The sequence below is a fragment of the Pseudomonas sp. OTU750018 genome (assembly GCF_011636575.1).
GTDB classification, from domain to species: domain Bacteria; phylum Pseudomonadota; class Gammaproteobacteria; order Pseudomonadales; family Pseudomonadaceae; genus Aquipseudomonas; species Aquipseudomonas peli.
This window is the reverse complement of the sequence record NZ_JAAPAU010000001.1, coordinates 224,220-239,084: the sequence shown is the minus strand read 5'-3', so window position 1 is coordinate 239,084 and position 14,865 is coordinate 224,220. Positions and strand designations below refer to the sequence as shown.

The window sequence follows — 14,865 nt, the reverse complement described above, 5'->3', positions numbered from 1 at the left end:
ACCGGGGCCCAGTGCCCCGGTTTTTGTTTATCAGCAGAAAATCTTCAAGGAATTCACCCATGCAGCTACAGCCCGGCCTCTACCGCCACTACAAAGGTCCTGAATACCGTGTGTTTGGCGTAGCCCAGCATTCCGAAACGGAACAGGCGATGGTGGTCTATCAGGCGCTGTACGGCGAGTTTGGCCTATGGGTGAGGCCATTGGAGATGTTCTGCGAAAGCGTTGAGGTGGACGGCGAGACGGTTCCACGCTTTGCTTTGATTCAGGCTGAAACCGCACTGTTTACTCGGCCTTGAGCTGACATCGGGCCACTGCTGCGCTTGACCTCGGCCGGACCACCACTATATATAGCGGTGCCGCGCTAGCAGGCAGTACAGCGCCTCCCGCATTTATTTACCGAATTTCAGGAATTTTCCAATCCATGGGCAAATCGCTGGTCATCGTGGAATCCCCGGCCAAGGCCAAGACCATCAACAAGTACTTGGGCAACGAGTACGTGGTGAAGTCGAGCATCGGCCACATCCGTGACCTACCCACCAGTGGTTCGGCGAGTACCGCCAAAGAGCCGGTCAAGCGTGGCAAGGCCGCTGCAGGTGAAGTGCCGGCGCTGTCGCCCAAGGAGAAAGCCAAGCGCCAATTGTTCGCGCGTATGGGGGTTGATCCCGAACATGGCTGGAAAGCCAAGTACGAGATCCTTCCCGGCAAAGAGAAGGTGGTCGAGGAATTGCGCCGTTTGGCCAAGGATGCTGACACCATCTATCTCGCAACCGACTTGGACCGCGAGGGGGAAGCCATTGCCTGGCACCTGCGCGAATCCATTGGTGGTGACGACAGCCGCTACAAGCGCGTGGTGTTCAACGAAATCACCAAAAAGGCTATTCAGGAAGCTTTTTCCAAGCCTGGTGAGCTGGATATCAACCGGGTCAACGCCCAGCAGGCGCGGCGCTTCCTCGACCGCGTAGTGGGCTATATGGTTTCGCCACTGCTGTGGGCCAAAATCGCTCGTGGTTTGTCGGCCGGCCGTGTGCAGTCGGTAGCCGTGAAGCTGGTGGTCGAGCGTGAGAAAGAGATCCGCGCGTTTGTTCCGGAAGAATATTGGGAAGTGCACGCCGACCTGGGCACCGCCAAAGGCGCTAACGTGCGCTTTGAAGTGGCCCGTGAGAACGGCGCTGCGTTCAAGCCGCTGAGCGAGGCCCAGGCCATGGCGGCCCTGGCCACGCTGAAAGCCTCCAGTTACAGCATCAGCAAGCGTGAAGATAAGCCGACCAGCAGCAAGCCTTCGGCGCCGTTTATCACCTCCACCCTGCAGCAGGCCGCGAGTAACCGCCTGGGCTTCGGGGTGAAGAAGACCATGATGATGGCCCAGCGTCTGTATGAGGCCGGTTACATCACCTACATGCGTACCGACTCGACCAACCTCTCGGCTGACGCCGTGAGCATGGTGCGCGGCTTTATCGAAGGCGAGTTCGGCAAGAAGTACCTGCCGGCCAACCCAATTGCCTACAGCAGCAAGGAAGGCGCGCAGGAAGCGCACGAAGCGATCCGTCCTTCCGACGTCAACCTCAAGCCGACTCAATTGTCGGGCATGGAACGTGACGCCGAGCGCCTGTATGAGCTGATTTGGCGCCAATTCGTTGCCTGCCAAATGCCGCCTGCTGAATACCTGTCGACCACAGTTACCGTGACGGCAGCGCAGTTCGAGCTGCGTGCCAAGGGCCGTATTCTCAAGTTCGACGGTTACACCCGCGTATTGCCGCAGCTGAGCAAGCCGGGCGATGACGATGTATTGCCGGAAATGAATCAGGGCGAAGTGCTCAAGCTGGTCAAGCTCGACCCAAGCCAGCATTTCACCAAGCCGCCAGCGCGTTATTCGGAAGCTAGCCTGGTCAAGGAAATGGAGAAGCGCGGTATTGGTCGTCCGTCAACCTATGCGGCGATTATCGGCACCATTCAGGACCGTGGCTATGTGGCGCTGCACAACCGTCGTTTCTACTCCGAGAAAATGGGCGACATCGTCACCGAGCGTCTGGCCGAGAGCTTTTCTAACCTGATGGACTACGGTTTCACCGCCGGCATGGAAGAGCACCTGGACGATGTGGCCCAGGGCGAGCGTGAGTGGAAGCACGTGCTCGACGAGTTCTACGGTGACTTCAAGAAGAAGCTTGAAGTGGCTGAGGCCGGCGAGGGCGGCATGCGTGCCAACCAGCCGACGCTGACCGATATCGCTTGCCGCGATTGCGGCCGACCGATGACCATTCGTACCGCATCAACCGGGGTATTCCTCGGTTGTTCCGGTTATGCACTGCCGCCGAAAGAGCGCTGCAAGGCCACCGTCAACCTGGTGCCGGGTGACGAAATTGCCGCGGATGACGAGGGTGAGTCTGAGTCGCGCGTGCTGCTTGGCAAACACCGCTGCCCGATCTGCTCGACGGCGATGGACGCTTACCTGCTTGATGAAACCCGCAAGTTGCATATCTGCGGTAATAACCCCGATTGCAGCGGTTATGAAGTGGAGCAGGGCCAGTACCGTATCAAGGGCTATGAAGGTCCGAGCCTGGACTGCGATAAGTGCGGCAGCCAGATGCAGCTGAAAACTGGTCGTTTCGGCAAGTTCTTCGGTTGCACCAACAGCGAGTGCAAGAACACCCGCAAACTGCTGAAAAGCGGTGAAGCGGCGCCACCTAAAATGGACCCGGTGAAGATGCCGGAGCTCAAGTGCGAGAAGGTCAACGACACCTACATCCTGCGTGATGGTGCTTCGGGTCTGTTCCTGGCTGCCAGCCAGTTCCCGAAAAATCGTGAAACCCGTGCGCCGTTAGTGATCGAGCTGATTCCGCACCGTGATGAGATCGACCCCAAGTACCACTTCCTTTGCGATGCACCGAAGAAAGACCCGCAAGGTCGCGCAGCGGTGATCCGTTACAGCCGCAAGACCAAAGAGCAGTACGTGCAGACCGAAGTCGACGGCAAACCGACGGGCTGGCGTGCGTTCTATGATGGCGGCAAGTGGAAAGTCGAAGACAAGAGCTGATCAACAGCTGATTTAGCACGATGCGCGCTTGCCGCTGGCCGGCGCGCGTATGCTTATCTAATCCGTTATGGAGGGAGCCGCAATGGCCAATGAACTCTATACCCGCACCAATCAAAAAATCTTCTACGCAGGCCTGGCGCTGGAGTCCTGGCGTAAGGCTGAACAAAGCCAGAGCATGAATGCCTTGGCTTTGATCCAGGCTGAGCGTGAGGCTGCTTTGTTTCATCTCTACGGTGCTCTGTTGGGCTTGTGCCATGAGATTGCCGGTTACTACCGCTTGCCGGACAGCGCCGCGCCACGGGCCGAACGCTTTCTCACTGAGGACGTGTTGCAGGCGGCGCCTAGCCAGGAGCTGGGTGAGCTGGTCGAGCTGGCACAGTCCGCCGACAGCTGGGTTGCTCAGCTGCTCAAGGCTTATGCCGAGCTGTTTCAGCCGCCGCAGGCTCGCAAGAAGGCTAAGGTCGATCCCGCTACACCGTTGATCACCGCGGTCAGCCTAGATGAAGAAGTTATGCCGTTGACGCAGGAAATGCTGGAGACGTGGCGTCAGCAGCTGAAGGCTCTGGCGCAGCGGTTTCGAGAAACCTTGAGCGAGTGGTAAGGCGCTGATTGGACCGGCGGACTAGGGCGAGCCCGAGTCGGCTGTTACACTGTCGGCCTATTGTGGAGAGCTAAGCCAATGCCTACATCATTCCTGGAAATTGTAGAATTGCCCGACGGGCGTATCGCCCTGCGTCGTGCAGAGGATGAAGAATCACTGGTGGTGCTGGATTTCTCTGCCGATGCCAAGGCCTTTCTGCAGGGGCAGCATGTTGAGGTGGCCAAAGCCATGCTCAATGTGGGTGTACAGATGGCGGGGCGGTTGGCTGAAAATAATTTTCAGCAGGAAGAAGGCCCTCGAATCCTGCATTGATTGCAGTTCTCTTGGGGGCTGAAATTACAACGATCTGCCAGCGTTTTGTTGCCTAGACCTCTTTTCGGCTAAGCCGCACGCTCCTTGTGCGACCTGAGGCCAATTATCCCAAACTGATATTTAGGCTTTGCGCTTTTCCCTGTCGTGCGGCCTGCTCAAGCTGTTGCCGCGCCTGACGCTCAAGTGGATGCAGCCAGCTGACAACGGTGTGGCTGCGTCCTAGCATCAGGGCCTGCTGGGCCAGTTCGAGCGCGCTTTGTGTGCCCCGGGGATGCAGCAGCAGGATGCGTTCACGGTTCAGGCCCGCGTCGCGTAGCCAAGTTTGGGTCAGGCTTGATGGCGGCGCGATAAGGGTCAGCCAGCGTTCATCGTGGTTGTCACTAAGTTCACGCAAAATCGGCGCTAGAAGGTTCAGGCAGTGCCCAGCTGCACCGCGCAGCGATAGCTCACTGAAAGCCTCTGTTTCATCATCCGGCCAGGTTAGCTCAGCGCTATCGGCAAATAATGGTGTCACCGTCGATGCCAGGAATGCATCGAACAAAGGCAGTTGTGTACGGTTCAGTGATTGCGGGAACTGCATAAATCCTCCACTAGCGGCGGATAACGCCGACGCTCAAGCCTTCAATAATCAGGTCCTGTTCTTCCAGGTCTACTTCGATCGGCGCGAACTCCGGGTTTTCCGCAATCAGCCAGACCTTGTTGCCTTCACGCTTGAAACGTTTGACCGTTACTTCGTCATCGAGACGCGCCACCACCACTTGCCCGTTACGGGCTTCACGGGTGGTATGTACGGCCAGCAGATCGCCATCGAATATGCCAATGTCTTTCATGCTCATGCCGCGTACACGCAGCAGGTAATCAGCCTTGGGATGGAAGAAATCTGGGTTGATCTTGCAGGACTCTTCAACATGCTGTTGCGCCAGGATCGGCGCACCTGCAGCGACGCGACCAATCACCGGTAAGCCTTCGTCCTCTTCAGCATTAGGTTCGAAGCCGGGAATGCGGATGCCGCGTGAAGCGCCAGGGGTCATTTCGATGGCACCCTTGCGAGCCAGGGCCTTGAGGTGCTCTTCCGCTGCGTTGGGGGATTTGAAACCCAGTTTCAAGGCGATTTCCGCACGGGTAGGCGGGTAGCCGTTGTCTTCAAGGCACTGCTTGATGAAAGCGAGAATTTCAGCTTGGCGCGGCGTCAGTTTTAGCATGGTCGGCTCTGTTTTTTTGTACAGTGACTGGGATTATATACAGTGATCGGCGATTGGCAATCCTTGTGTTCTGATCTCTACTCAATTCACCTTCATGCCTTGTGTTGCAGTGCCCTGTTACTCAGGCTTCTTATGGGGCGTCTAGCTAGGGTTAGCACGTGCCCTTGGTGGATATCTGTGACCACCCGGCCACAAGATGGTTTGCCCGGCTTGACAAGCCGGGCAACTGAAACGTATGTTTCAAACAAGTGTTTGTTCAGATGAAAAGAGTCATGGCCCAGTCGGAAACCGTTGAACGCATTCTTGATGCGGCAGAGCAGCTTTTTGCAGAGAAAGGCTTCGCCGAAACGTCGCTGCGCCTGATCACCAGCAAGGCAGGGGTCAACCTGGCGGCGGTGAATTACCACTTTGGCTCAAAGAAAGCCCTGATTCAGGCGGTGTTCTCGCGTTTTCTCGGACCGTTCTGTGTAAGCCTTGAGCGCGAGCTGGATCGCCGTCAGGCGAAGCCGGATAGCAAGGTCAGTCTCGAAGAGCTGCTTGAGCTACTGGTTGAGCAGGCGCTGGCTGTAAAGCCGCGCAGTGGTAATGACCTTTCAATCTTTATGCGTCTGTTGGGCTTGGCCTTTAGCCAGAGCCAAGGGCACCTGCGCAAGTACCTTGAAGAGGTGTACGGCAAGGTGTTCCGCCGTTACATGCAACTGGTGCATGAAGCCGCTCCGCGCATTCCTCCTCTGGAACTGTTCTGGCGCGTGCACTTTATGCTCGGCGCCGCAGCGTTCAGCATGTCCGGGATCAAGGCCCTGCGGGCCATGTCGGAAACCGATTTCGGTGTTAACACCTCGATTGAGCAGGTGATGCGCCTGATGGTGCCATTCCTGGCCGCCGGCATGCGTTCGGAAACCGGCCTGACCGATGAAGCCCTGGCCAGCGCACAGCTCAAGCCGCGCACCAAGACTCCAGCCATCCCCAGCAAAGTTTGACCTCGGCGGGTGGGCTTGGTTGATGCTATCCGCTAAGCTAGCCGCCCATGGTTGCTCTCGATTTTCTGCATATTTCCCTCGCTGATCAGTGCCTGTATGGCTTTGCCAATGGGCAGCTGCAGCTGCGCCTTAGTGTTTCCGCTGCGCTGAATGGCGCCGGTGAGCGCAATGGTTCCGGCTGCACGCCGCGGGGCTTGCACAAGGTGCGGGCGAAGATTGGTGAGGGCTTGCCGAGTGCTGCCGTGCTGCGCGGACGGCGCTGGACCGGTGAGATCTGGTCGCCCGAGTTGCATGCGCAATTTCCTGGCCGCGACTGGATTCTTACGCGCATTCTCTGGTTGAGTGGTTGTGAGCCCGGACGCAATCGTCTGGGCGCTGTCGATACCTTTCGCCGCTATATCTACATACACGGTACGCCGGACAGCGAGCCTATGGGCGTGGCGCTGTCGCATGGCTGCGTGCGCATGCGCAACAGCGACGTGCTGGAACTCTTTGCGCGTGTCCCGGTTCAATGTGCGGTACAGATTGATGAGGCTGCTTGCCCCGATTGGGCTACGGCGCCTCTTATTTAAGGACGAGTTGTGAGTTCACCCATGCAAGGTTCATTGATGCTGGATATCGCCGGCACCTGGTTGACCGCTGAGGATCGCCAGATCCTCCGTCAGCCGCAGGTGGCTGGGCTGATTCTGTTCGCGCGCAATATTGAAGATCCGCGCCAGGTGCGCGAGTTGTCTGCGGCTATTCGTGCGGTGCGGCCTGATTTGCTGCTGGCGGTGGATCAGGAAGGCGGGCGCGTGCAGCGACTGCGTCAGGGCTTTGTGCGCTTGCCGGCGATGCGTGCGCTGGCTGATAACGCCAATGCCGAGCAGTTGGCTGAGCAGTGCGGCTGGATCATGGCCACCGAAGTGCTGGCTGCAGGTCTGGATCTGAGTTTTGCGCCAGTACTGGACTTGGATCATCAGCGCAGCGCCGTGGTTGGCAGCCGTTCTTTTGAGGGAGATGCGCAGTGTGCGACCTTGCTGGCTGGTGCGTTTATCCGTGGGATGAACGCTGCGGGCATGGCCGCGACTGGCAAGCATTTCCCTGGGCACGGCTGGGCCGAGGCAGATTCCCATGTGGCCATCCCTGTGGATGAGCGCAGCCTTGAGCAGATTCGTGCAGTCGATTTACAGCCTTTTGCCCAGTTGAGTCAGAAGCTGGCTGCAGTGATGCCCGCCCATGTGATCTACCCTCAGGTGGACAGTCAGCCTGCCGGTTTCTCCCGGCGCTGGCTGCAAGATATTTTGCGTGTGGAGCTGGCCTTTGATGGGGTGATTTTCAGCGACGACCTGTCGATGGCCGGTGCCCATGTGGTGGGTGATGCGGCTTGCCGTATTGAGGCGGCGCTGACTGCTGGTTGTGACATGGGCCTGGTATGTAACGACCGAGCAGCGGCAGAGCTGGCCTTGAGTGCCCTACAGCGTCTTAAGGTGGAACCGCCGAAAGGCTTGGGGCGCATGCGCCGGCAAGCGTTTCCTGGGGTTGAGTACCGGCAGAGCCCGCGTTGGCTGGCTGCGTTGGGCAGTCTGCGTGATGCGCAATTAATCGACTGAGGAGTTAGGGATGACGGTTTACGCGATTATCGGCGGTACGGGGCTGACCAAGCTGGATGGTCTGACCATCAAGGCCGCGCTGCATATCGACACGCCCTATGGCGCGCCCTCTGCGGCGGTGCTCAAGGGCGACTATGCTGGCCGCGAGGTGTTGTTCCTCGCACGCCACGGGCATCCGCACCGCATCCCGCCGCATCAGGTTAACTATCGCGCTAACCTCTGGGCGCTGCGTGAGGCGGGGGCCAAGGGCATCATCGCCGTGAACGCGGTGGGCGGTATTCACTCGGCTATGGGCACAGGGCACTTCTGCCTGCCGCACCAGATCATCGATTATACCTACGGCCGCGAACACACCTATTTCGAGGGTGAGCTGGAACATGTCACCCATGTGGATTTCAGTCATCCCTATGACGCTGGGCTGCGCACCAAGCTGGCCAATGCACTGACTGCCGAACACTGTGCGTTCAGCAATCATGGGCTGTACGGCTGTACCCAGGGCCCGCGCCTGGAAACCGCTGCGGAAATCGCACGAATGGAGCGCGATGGTTGCGACATTGTCGGCATGACGGGCATGCCGGAAGCGGTACTGGCCCGTGAGCTGGCCTTGCCCTACGCCTGCCTGGCGCTGGTGGTAAACCCGGCCGCTGGCAAGTCCCGTGCGCTGATCACCATGGCGGAAATCGAGCGCGCCCTGGAAGAGGGGATGGGGACGGTCAAGGCCGTGCTAGCACGGGTGCTGACCAGTTAGCTGGTCACCCTGCATTCACAAAAAAGGGCCGCATAATGCGGCCCTTTTTTGTACCTGACTGTTCAGAGCGGGCTGACGCGAATCAGCATGCCTAGGCTGCCATTATCCACAAAGGTTAATTCGCCGCTGGTCAGGCGACTGCTTTGTTTGATGCGTTCGCTGTCCGCGATGGTGCCACTGGTGTCGATCTGATTAACCCAGATGTCGCTCTCTAGTTCGATCACGCGGCCACCTTTGAGGCCGATGGTGCCTTCGATCGGGAAGTGACCGAACTGTTCGTCGCCGGCGCTGATAGCGGCGCGGCTGATCGATTCACCCAGGCTTTGGGACCAAGCTTTGTGCAGCAAGACCTCATAGCCGTTCGACGGGTTGAGTTTGCCGGCTTCGGCATTCAAAGCGGGTGTGCGACTGTTCCTACCGTCTACTGGCAGCGCATTCTGTGCCCAGTTATCGGGTGGCAATTGGCCGGCGGAAATCGGCGTGGCGGCCTGGCGGAATACGATGACTTCAACCTGGTAGAGGCTTTCAGCCAGGGCGGCAGTGCTATTGAGCAGGCTCAGTAGAATGAGCTGCAGCAGGGCCAGGTTGCGGAGTGCGCGCATGGGGTAATCCTTTATGTAGAGGGAGTCAGGCGCTCGAACAGCGCTTCGAGTGTGTTGAATCGTTCTTCCGGGCGCTCCATCGGCACCTGGAATTTAAACAGCGTCGCACCTTCGAACTTGTAGCGGTTCGGTGCACCCTGAATCAGCTTGATCAGCGTCAGTGGGTCGACGCAGGTGTCGGCAGTGAATTCGATGCGGCCACCTTGCGGGCCCGCGTCGACTTTTTTGATGCCAAGCTTTTCTGCCTGTAATTTCAGCAGGGTGATGCGTACCAAGTTCTTGGTCGGCTCCGGCAGCAGGCCGAAGCGGTCGATCATCTCCACCTGCAGCTCTTTCAGGCCATCCTCGTCAGCGGCGTTGGCAATGCGCTTGTACATGATCAGTCGTGCGTGTACGTCAGGCAGGTAGTCGTCGGGGATCAATGCCGGCACGCGCAGGTTGATCTCAGGGCCGCCGCCAAGCGGTTGATCGAGGTTGGGTTGCTCACCTTTGCGGATGGACTTCACTGCGCGTTCGAGCATTTCCATATACAGGGTGAAACCGACCGCTTGGATCTGACCGCTCTGGCCATCGCCGAGCAGCTCACCGGCTCCACGGATTTCCAGGTCATGGGTGGCCAGGACGAAGCCGGCGCCAAGGTCTTGGGCGTTACTGATGGCTTCTAGGCGCTTCTGCGCGTCGTCGGTCATCTGTTTGCGTGGTGGAGTCAGCAGGTAGGCATAGGCCTGGTGGTGGCTGCGGCCAACGCGACCGCGCAACTGGTGCAGCTGGGCCAGGCCGAACTTGTCAGCGCGCTCAATGATGATGGTGTTGGCGCTCGGCACGTCGATCCCGGTTTCGATGATGGTCGAGGCGATCAGCACGTTGAAGCGCTTGTGATAGAAGTCACCCATCACCTGTTCCAGCTCGCGCTCGCGCATTTGCCCGTGGCCGATGCCGATACGCGCTTCGGGCACCAGTTCAGCCAGGTCGGCGGCGCACTTCTCGATGGTTTTCACATCGTTGTGCAGGTAGTACACCTGGCCGCCACGCAGCAGTTCGCGCAGCAGGGCTTCTTTAATCGTCGGATTGTTCTGCTCCATGACGAAGGTGCGAACCGACAGGCGCCGTGCCGGCGGCGTGGCGATGATCGACAGATCACGCATGCCCGCCACGGCCATGTTCAGCGTCCGTGGAATGGGCGTGGCTGTGAGGGTGAGGATATCCACCTCGCTGCGCAGGGTCTTCAGTTGTTCTTTTTGGCGGACACCGAAGCGGTGCTCTTCGTCGATGATCACCAGCCCCAGGTTGCTGAACTTGACGTCGTCCTGCAGCAGTTTGTGGGTGCCGATGACGATATCCACTTTGCCTTCTGCCAGTTGCTGCATCGCGTCACTGACATCTTTGGCGCTCTTGAAGCGGCTCATCACCTCGACTTTGACCGGCCAATCGGCGAAGCGGTCGCGGAAGCTGTTGTAGTGCTGTTGGGCGAGCAGGGTGGTGGGCACCAGCACGGCTACCTGTTTGCCACCATGTACGGCAATGAACGCGGCGCGCATGGCCACTTCAGTCTTACCAAAGCCGACATCGCCGCACACCAGGCGGTCCATTGGTTTTGCAGTGAGCATGTCGCTGTACACGGCTTCAATGGCGGCTTGCTGGTCAGGTGTTTCCTCGAAGGGGAAGCCGGCGCTGAAGGTGGCGTAATCGGCCTTCGGATCGGCAAAGGCATAGCCTTCGCGGGCGGCGCGGCGGGCATAGATGTCGAGCAGTTCAGCGGCGACATCACGCACCTGTTCGGCTGCCTTGCGTTTGGCTTTTTGCCAGGTTTCCGAGCCGAGGCGGTGCAGTGGGGCAAGGGCGTCATCGCTGCCGGTGTAGCGGGCAATCAGGTGCAGGCTAGCGACCGGGACGTAGAGTTTGGCTTCTTCGGCGTACATCAGGGCGAGGAATTCGGCGGCCTGGCCGTCGAATTCCATGGTCACCAGGCCCAGGTAACGGCCGACGCCATGGTCGATGTGCACCACGGGTGCACCTTCGCGTAGTTCGGTGAGGTTTTTAATGACGTTGTCGCCGCCATCACGCGATTTTTCGCGGCGCCGGCGTTGCATCACTCGCTGACCGAACAGAGGGCTTTCGGCTACCAGGGCGAGGTTCTCAAGCAGCAGACCGTCATCCAGCGGGGCGATGCAGATACCCAGGCGCTGCTTACTGGCCGTGAATGCCGGCCAGCTCTCGAATTCGTTCGGCTTGAGCTTGAGGCGTGCAAGGAGCTCCAGCAGCACTTCGCGTCGTCCGGCAGACTCGGCACAGAACAGCACGCGGCCGGGGTATTCCTCGATAAAGCGCCGCAATGCTGCCAGCGGCTCACCGGCCTTGGCCTGGATTGCCAGGTCAGGCAGCGGTTTGGCGTTGAAGCGCAGGCGACCGACGCCTTCTTCGATATCGTCCTGGCTGACCACCACGCGCGGCCAGTTTTTCAGCCTGGCGAAGCAGTCTTCCACTGGCAGGAAGATATCGGCTGGCGGCAGCAGCGGGCGTTCCGGATCGACGCGACGATCCTCGTAACGGCTGCGCGCATCCACCCAAAACTGTTCAGCGGCTTTTTCGATGCCTGGCAGGGAAAATACCTGAGTGTCGGCGGGTAAATAGTCGAAGAGGGTGGCGGTTTCTTCGAAGAACAGCGGCAGGTAGTACTCGATACCGGCCGGGGTGATGCCGGTGCTGAGGTCCTGATAGATCGGACAGCGGCGGAAATCCACGTCGAAGCGCTCGCGAAAACGCCCGCGGAAATCGGTGACGGCTTTCTTTTCCAGCGGGAATTCGCGTGCTGGCAACAGCTTGATTGAATCAACCTTGTCGATCGAGCGCTGGGTTTCCGGGTCGAAGGTGCGCAGGGTTTCAATTTCATCATCGAACAGGTCGATGCGGTACGGCTGGCTGCTGCCCATTGGGAACAGGTCAATCAGTGCACCGCGCACGGCAAACTCGCCGTGTTCATACACCGTATCGACGCAGCGGTAGCCGGCGGCTTCGAGGTTGCCACGCATCTGGTTGACGTCGAGCTGCTGGCCGACTTGCATGACCAGGCTGCTGCCAAGCAGAAAGCGTTTCGGCGCTAGGCGGTGTAGGGCGGTGGTGATCGGCACTACCAATACGCCGTGCTTGAGCTCCGGCAGGCGATAGAGCGCTGCAATCCGCTGGGAAATGATGTCCTGGTGCGGTGAGAACAGGTCGTAGGGCAGGGTTTCCCAATCGGGGAAATGCAGCACCGGCAACTCCGGAGCGAAAAAACTCAGCTCCTCTTGCAGGCGCTCGGCACTCTGGCTGTCGGCAGTCAGCAGCAGGGTGAAGCGTTTGGCATTGCTGGCGGCTTCGGCAATTGCCAGGCTCAGCGCGGCACCGGGCAGGTTGCCCCAGTGTTGTTTGCCGGCAGTGGCCGGCAGGGACGGTAGACGCAGTACAGGCACGGGCGGCTCACGGTCAGGACACAAGGTCGCCGATTGTAGCGGGCGTTTATGTGTGGTGTCAGTTACGACAGCCGTGCATTGCTCAAGCACGCGTGCGCCGTCATAATGTAGCCCCTTTTTTCAGCCCCTACATGTGGAAGGTACTGCCCGTGACTCAGAAGCCCGACCAGTGTCTCGGTGAGTGGATCGATCGAGAAGCCCTTGCGGAAGCGATGATTCCGATGATTGGCCAACTCTACCGTAACAACAACGTGGTCACCTCGATCTACGGCCGTGGTCTGATCAACCGTTCGGTGATCGACATTCTCAAGGCCCATCGCTTCGCCCGTCACCGCCTGACCGGTGACAGCGAGCTGTCGGTGCACGACACCTTCCAGGTGCTCAAGGCCATGAGCGAGCTCAAGCTGGGTGCTGCCTCTGTTGACCTGGGCAAGATGGTCAGCAAGTTCAAGGTTGAAGGCCAAGGCCGTAGCATCGAGCAGTTCGCCAAAGATGAACTGGTGGAAGTAGCCGGCAAGCAGAACAGCGAAGCCCGTGAAGGCACTGACGTGGTGCTATATGGCTTCGGTCGTATCGGCCGTCTGCTGGCGCGCATCCTGATCGAGAAAACCGGTGGCGGCGACGGTCTGCGTCTGCGCGCCATTGTTGTGCGTAAAGGCGCGACCAATGACCTGGTCAAGCGCGCCAGTCTGCTGCGCCGCGACTCGGTACACGGCAAGTTCGATGGCACCATCACCATCGACGAAGAGAACAACACCCTCACGGCCAACGGCAACCTGATTCAGGTGATCTACGCCAAATCGCCAGCCGAGGTGGATTACACCCAATATGGCATCAAGAACGCCCTGCTGGTGGACAACACCGGTGTATGGCGTGATGCCGACGGTCTGGGCCAGCACCTGGCCTGCCCAGGTGTCGATCGCGTAGTGCTCACCGCGCCTGGCAAGGGCGCGCTGAAGAACATCGTGCACGGCATCAACCACGGCGAAATTACCGCTGACGACAAGATCATTTCGGCCGCTTCCTGTACCACCAACGCCATCGTGCCGGTGCTCAAAGCGATCAATGACCAGTACGGCATCGTTAATGGTCACGTCGAAACCGTTCACTCGTACACCAACGACCAGAACCTGATCGATAACTTCCACAAGGGCGATCGCCGTGGCCGCAGCGCACCGCTGAACATGGTAATCACCGAAACCGGTGCTGCCACTGCTGCTGCCAAGGCACTGCCCGTGCTGAAAGGCAAGCTGACCGGCAACGCTATTCGCGTTCCTACGCCGAACGTGTCGATGGCCATTCTCAATCTCAATCTTGAGAAGGCCACCACCCGTGAAGAAGTCAATGAGTACCTGCGCCAGATGGCCATGCACTCCGACCTGCAAAAGCAGATCGACTTCGTCCAGTCGCAGGAAGTGGTCTCCACTGACTTCGTTGGCTCGCGCCACGCTGGTGTAGTCGATGCTGAAGCCACCATCTGCAATGACAATCGCGTTGTGCTGTACGTGTGGTACGACAACGAGTTCGGTTACAGCTGCCAGGTGGTACGCGTGATGGAAGATATGGCCGGGGTTAACCCGCCAGCCTTCCCGCGCTAAGCGCAGGGTGAATAAAAAAACGGGAGCTTCGGCTCCCGTTTTTTATTGCGCGCCGTGTGGCGCTTTAATCAGCCAGCAAGCTGGTGCGCAACTCATCCGACAGACCATCGGGCGAGAGCCATATGCCCAGGTAGGCCCTGGCCAGTGCCAGGTTCAGGCTGGTGTAGGCGACTTTGCCGTTGATTTCCAAGGTGAGGCCGCTGCCGGCAGTGAAGTTCAGGGCGTAGCGATCACCGGGCTGAATATCCTTGAATGTAGCGTGCAGGGCATCCAGTTCGGGGCGTAGGCGTTGCAATGTGGCAGCGTCATGTTGGCGCTCAAGGGTGACCCACGCCGCTTTGACCACGTCTTGGCTGTCGATGTTGCGGAAGTAATAGAGCTCAAGGCGTTGCGTTAGCGGCGTACTGACCGCCTGGCGGGCGCTGGCTTCGGTCGGGGCATAGAAGGCTGCAGCGTAGACATCCGCCCACAGGTAGGTCAGTACGCTTTGGTTTTTGCGTTCCAGATTACTTTGCGCGAGTTCGTGAGTGGTGGCGAAGTTGGCCTCTTGCAGGCGTTCGCGGTTGTTGGCGAATACATCGCCGCTGAGCAGCAGTAGGGTGGTAAGCGCAATTAGCAGGCGCATGTTAAGGCTCCGGGTTGGTCTATTAGTCTTATGTCGCGCGCTGCGGCTTGGCCGTCAAGTTGCCATCTGTTGCCTTCTGTTACGTTAAACCGGATAAAAGCAAGCGCTTGGGTGGCCAGTGGCCG

14 protein-coding genes are annotated in these 14,865 nt (G+C 59.0%); 9 read left to right on the top strand and 5 right to left on the bottom strand.

Going from position 1 to position 14,865, the window contains the following annotated elements; genetic code table 11:
• Positions 1-59 precede the first annotated feature (59 nt).
• The 4 genes from HCI85_RS01215 (at position 60) to HCI85_RS01200 (ending at position 3,944) form a co-directional block, all read left to right on the top strand.
• Positions 60-296, top strand: a complete 237-nt coding sequence (locus HCI85_RS01215) for a DUF1653 domain-containing protein (protein WP_090387350.1) — start codon at positions 60-62, stop codon at positions 294-296.
• 125 nt (positions 297-421) lie between these two features.
• Positions 422-3,031 (top strand): type I DNA topoisomerase, encoded by a 2,610-nt coding sequence (gene topA / locus HCI85_RS01210; protein ID WP_167141220.1) that lies wholly within the window; start codon positions 422-424, stop codon positions 3,029-3,031.
• An 82-nt stretch (positions 3,032-3,113) separates the two neighbouring features.
• Positions 3,114-3,632: a DUF6586 family protein gene (locus HCI85_RS01205; RefSeq protein WP_167141218.1), complete on the top strand. Its 519-nt coding sequence runs from the start codon at positions 3,114-3,116 to the stop codon at positions 3,630-3,632.
• Between the two features lie 78 nt (positions 3,633-3,710).
• Positions 3,711-3,944 (top strand): hypothetical protein, encoded by a 234-nt coding sequence (locus HCI85_RS01200; RefSeq protein WP_167141216.1) that lies wholly within the window; start codon positions 3,711-3,713, stop codon positions 3,942-3,944.
• Positions 3,945-4,047: 103 nt separating this feature from the next.
• Here HCI85_RS01200 and sulA read toward each other — a convergent pair whose 3' ends face one another.
• Both sulA and lexA read right to left on the bottom strand, forming a co-directional pair.
• Positions 4,048-4,524: an SOS-induced cell division inhibitor SulA gene (gene sulA, locus HCI85_RS01195; RefSeq protein ID WP_167141214.1), complete on the bottom strand. Its 477-nt coding sequence runs from the start codon at positions 4,522-4,524 to the stop codon at positions 4,048-4,050.
• 10 nt (positions 4,525-4,534) lie between these two features.
• A complete protein-coding gene (gene lexA, locus HCI85_RS01190; protein ID WP_090248056.1) occupies positions 4,535-5,146 on the bottom strand; it encodes a transcriptional repressor LexA in 612 nt (203 codons plus the stop codon).
• 272 nt (positions 5,147-5,418) lie between these two features.
• On the opposite strand from lexA, the gene HCI85_RS01185 reads away from it, so the two are divergent.
• Genes HCI85_RS01185 through HCI85_RS01170 form a run of 4 tightly spaced genes read left to right on the top strand, consistent with a single transcriptional unit; the run spans position 5,419 to position 8,466 of the window.
• The gene (locus tag HCI85_RS01185) at positions 5,419-6,126 is read left to right on the top strand and encodes a TetR/AcrR family transcriptional regulator (protein ID WP_167141212.1); all 708 of its coding nucleotides are present in this window, start codon (positions 5,419-5,421) and stop codon (positions 6,124-6,126) included.
• Positions 6,127-6,173: 47 nt separating this feature from the next.
• Positions 6,174-6,698, top strand: a complete 525-nt coding sequence (locus HCI85_RS01180; RefSeq protein ID WP_167141210.1) for a L,D-transpeptidase — start codon at positions 6,174-6,176, stop codon at positions 6,696-6,698.
• Between the two features lie 21 nt (positions 6,699-6,719).
• Positions 6,720-7,718 (top strand): beta-N-acetylhexosaminidase, encoded by a 999-nt coding sequence (nagZ, locus tag HCI85_RS01175; RefSeq protein WP_167141208.1) that lies wholly within the window; start codon positions 6,720-6,722, stop codon positions 7,716-7,718.
• A gap of 10 nt (positions 7,719-7,728) precedes the next feature.
• Positions 7,729-8,466 (top strand): S-methyl-5'-thioinosine phosphorylase, encoded by a 738-nt coding sequence (locus HCI85_RS01170; RefSeq protein WP_167141206.1) that lies wholly within the window; start codon positions 7,729-7,731, stop codon positions 8,464-8,466.
• Between the two features lie 62 nt (positions 8,467-8,528).
• Here HCI85_RS01170 and HCI85_RS01165 read toward each other — a convergent pair whose 3' ends face one another.
• Together HCI85_RS01165 and mfd are read right to left on the bottom strand one after the other, a co-directional pair.
• On the bottom strand, positions 8,529-9,068 hold the full coding sequence (locus tag HCI85_RS01165) for a CsiV family protein (RefSeq protein ID WP_167141204.1): 540 nt from the start codon (positions 9,066-9,068) through the stop codon (positions 8,529-8,531).
• A gap of 11 nt (positions 9,069-9,079) precedes the next feature.
• A complete protein-coding gene (gene mfd / locus HCI85_RS01160) occupies positions 9,080-12,517 on the bottom strand; it encodes a transcription-repair coupling factor (RefSeq protein ID WP_167141202.1) in 3,438 nt (1,145 codons plus the stop codon).
• 131 nt (positions 12,518-12,648) lie between these two features.
• Between mfd and HCI85_RS01155 the strand changes: the two genes are divergently transcribed.
• On the top strand, positions 12,649-14,115 hold the full coding sequence (locus HCI85_RS01155) for a glyceraldehyde-3-phosphate dehydrogenase (RefSeq protein ID WP_160084930.1): 1,467 nt from the start codon (positions 12,649-12,651) through the stop codon (positions 14,113-14,115).
• A 64-nt stretch (positions 14,116-14,179) separates the two neighbouring features.
• On the opposite strand, the gene HCI85_RS01150 is transcribed toward HCI85_RS01155, so the two are convergent.
• Positions 14,180-14,740, bottom strand: coding sequence for a chalcone isomerase family protein (locus HCI85_RS01150; RefSeq protein ID WP_167141200.1), 561 nt, complete (start codon positions 14,738-14,740; stop codon positions 14,180-14,182).
• Positions 14,741-14,865: the final 125 nt, after the last annotated feature.